Origin of the sequence: Dietzia maris (assembly GCF_014144855.1) — a bacterium.
Lineage (GTDB): Bacteria > Actinomycetota > Actinomycetes > Mycobacteriales > Mycobacteriaceae > Dietzia > Dietzia kunjamensis.
This window is the reverse complement of sequence record NZ_JAALDN010000257.1, coordinates 1-2,473: the sequence shown is the minus strand read 5'-3', so window position 1 is coordinate 2,473 and position 2,473 is coordinate 1. Positions and strand designations below refer to the sequence as shown.

General features: G+C 72.1%; 3 protein-coding genes. 2 read left to right on the top strand and 1 reads right to left on the bottom strand.

The features are described 5' to 3' along the window. A partial coding sequence (gene lnt / locus G6024_RS09045) for an apolipoprotein N-acyltransferase (RefSeq protein ID WP_159148529.1) occupies positions 1-1,030 on the top strand: 1,030 nt, incomplete at its 5' end. Beyond that, on the top strand, positions 1,031-1,810 hold the full coding sequence (locus G6024_RS09040) for a polyprenol monophosphomannose synthase (RefSeq protein WP_159148528.1): 780 nt from the start codon (positions 1,031-1,033) through the stop codon (positions 1,808-1,810). It begins immediately after the preceding gene. Between the two features lie 118 nt (positions 1,811-1,928). Here G6024_RS09040 and G6024_RS09035 read toward each other — a convergent pair whose 3' ends face one another. After that, positions 1,929-2,273: an RNA polymerase-binding protein RbpA gene (locus G6024_RS09035; protein ID WP_159148527.1), complete on the bottom strand. Its 345-nt coding sequence runs from the start codon at positions 2,271-2,273 to the stop codon at positions 1,929-1,931. Between the last annotated feature and the right edge of the window lie 200 nt (positions 2,274-2,473).

The window sequence follows — 2,473 nt, the reverse complement described above, 5'->3', positions numbered from 1 at the left end:
GCGCCGTGACCGACCCGTCCGCGCCGCCGCCGGCCTGCTCACGGTGCCCCTGGTGACCGCGGGCCTGGTCGCCGTCGCGGCCCTCGCCCCGACCGGCGGCGAGCCCAACGACACCGTCGAGGTCGCCGTGATCCAGGGCAACGTCCCGCGCCTCGGCCTGGACTTCAACGCCCAACGCCGCGCGGTGCTCGAGAACCACCTGCGCGTCACCGCCGAGTACGCCGACGATGTCGAGGCCGGCACCGAGGCCCCGCCGGATTTCGTGCTGTGGCCGGAGAACGCCTCCGACATCTCGCCGCTGGCCGACCAGCTCGCCGCCGCCCAGATCACCGCCCTGTCCCGACGCCTGGAGGCACCGATCCTCGTGGGCACCGTCCTGCCCACCGGCGAGGGCCGCGAAGCGCACAACTCTTATCTCGTGTGGGACGGCCGTTCCTCTGGCCCCGCCGAGGGCCCGGTGGTCGACCGCCACGACAAGAAGTACATCCAGCCGTTCGGGGAGTGGCTCCCGCTGCGCGAGTCGCTCGAGGCGCTGTTCCCGATCGCCCGGACCGCCGGGCACTTCATCCCCGGCGACGGCGACCACGTCGTCACCGCGGGCGGGGTGGACCTGGGCGTGGCCATCTGCTTCGAGGTCGCCTTCGACGCCGCCGCCCGCGAGCCCGTCTCCCGCGGCGCGCAGATCCTCACCGTCCCCACCAACAACGCCACCTTCGGCCGCTCACCCATGACGTACCAACAACTCGCGATGTCCCGGGTGCGGGCCGTGGAGCACGACGTGCCCGTGCTGATCGCCGCGACCAGCGGGGTCAGCGCCGTCATCGGCCCCGACGGCGACGTCCGCGCCGAGAGCGGCATCTTCGAGCCCGCGGTGCTGGCGGCGCAGGTCGAGGTGGGCGGGGCCGGTACGATGGCAACCCGACTGGGTGGCATCCCGCAGGCGGTGAGCTGCCTCATCGGGCTCGTCGCACTGGCATGGGCGCTGGTCCGCACCCGGCAACGAGCCGCGACCCGAACCGAGGAGAAGTAAGTGACCGATCCGACGACGCCGGGCGAACACGCGCCGTCCGCGCGCACCCTGGTGATCATCCCTACCTACGACGAGCGGGACAACCTGCCCGGCGTGGTGGAGCGGTTGCTGGCCGCGGCCCCCGAGGTCTCGGTCCTCATCGCCGACGACAACAGCCCCGACGGCACCGGCGAGGTGGCCGACCGGCTCGCCACCGAGGACCCGCGCGGGCGCATCACCGTGATGCACCGCGAGGGCAAGCAGGGGCTCGGGGCCGCGTACATCGCCGGGTTCCGCTGGGGTCTCGAGCGCGGGTACACCGTGCTCGTGGAAATGGACGCCGACGGCAGCCACCCGCCCGAGCGGCTCCCCGCGATGCTCGCCGCCGTCGACGGCGGCGCCGACCTGGCGATCGGCTCCCGCTACGTCCCCGGCGGCGCGGTGGTCAACTGGCCGTGGCAGCGCCACGTCATCTCCCGCGGCGGCAACGTCTACTCCCGGGTCATGCTGGGCGTGGGCATCAAGGACATCACCGCCGGCTACCGCGCCTACCGGGCCGACGCCCTGGCCGAGCTGGACCTCGACGCCATCGAGTCCAAGGGCTACTGCTTCCAGATCGACATGACGTGGCGTCTGCTGAACAACGGGCGCCGGGTCACGGAGGTGCCCATCACCTTCACCGAGCGCACCGTCGGTCAGTCCAAGATGAGCGAGTCGATCTTCCGCGAGGCCGCGGTCAACGTGGCCCGCTGGGGCTGGGAGAAGCGTCGACGCCAGCTCAAGGGCCTCGTCGGCCGCTGACCCGGTGCGCGCCGGCTCCGGCCGCACACCGACCCCGGACACAGGAGAACGCCCCGGCCCTGCGGGGCCGGGGCGTTCCGGTGCCACCGGGCGATATCCGGTGGCCGCTCGGTACTACCTACCGCGCACCGGCGCGGCGCCGCTTCTTGAGCAGGTCCATCCGCTCCTTGAGCAGCTCCTCGAGCTCGTCCAGGGAGCGACGCTCGAGCAGCATGTCCCAGTGGGTACGCGGCGGCTTGCCCTTCTTGACCTCGGCCGCGGGGCCGTCGATGAGCTGGCCCTCCTGGCCGTTCTTGCACATCCAGGCGCCGGGGATCTCGGCGTCATCGGCGAACGGGACCTCGTAGACCTCGCCGTTGGGGGTCTGGTACCGCGCCATGCGGCGCGGCGCGAGGTCGGTGTCCCGGTCGGTCTCGTAGCTCACCGCACCGAGGCGGCTGCCCCTGAGGACTCGATCTGCCATGCGAACTCCTTCTGCCGTGTTCGTCTGCGTCAATTCATGCGGATCGACACGACGCTGCGTGGTTCCTGCTTGTGTCAACGCCAGGGGAACCCCCAAATGTTCCCACGTCCCGACACCACGGGCCACCCCGGGGGCGCCGCTGGGTAACCTCACACCCGTGAAACCCGACGCCCGACCCGAGCCGACCGCGCCCCGGAGGG

Excerpts from the sequence above, each read along its gene's own strand:
- G6024_RS09035 (WP_159148527.1), bottom strand. The coding sequence starts at position 2,273 with ATGGCAGATCGAGTCCTCAGGGGCAGCCGCCTCGGTGCGGTGAGCTAC.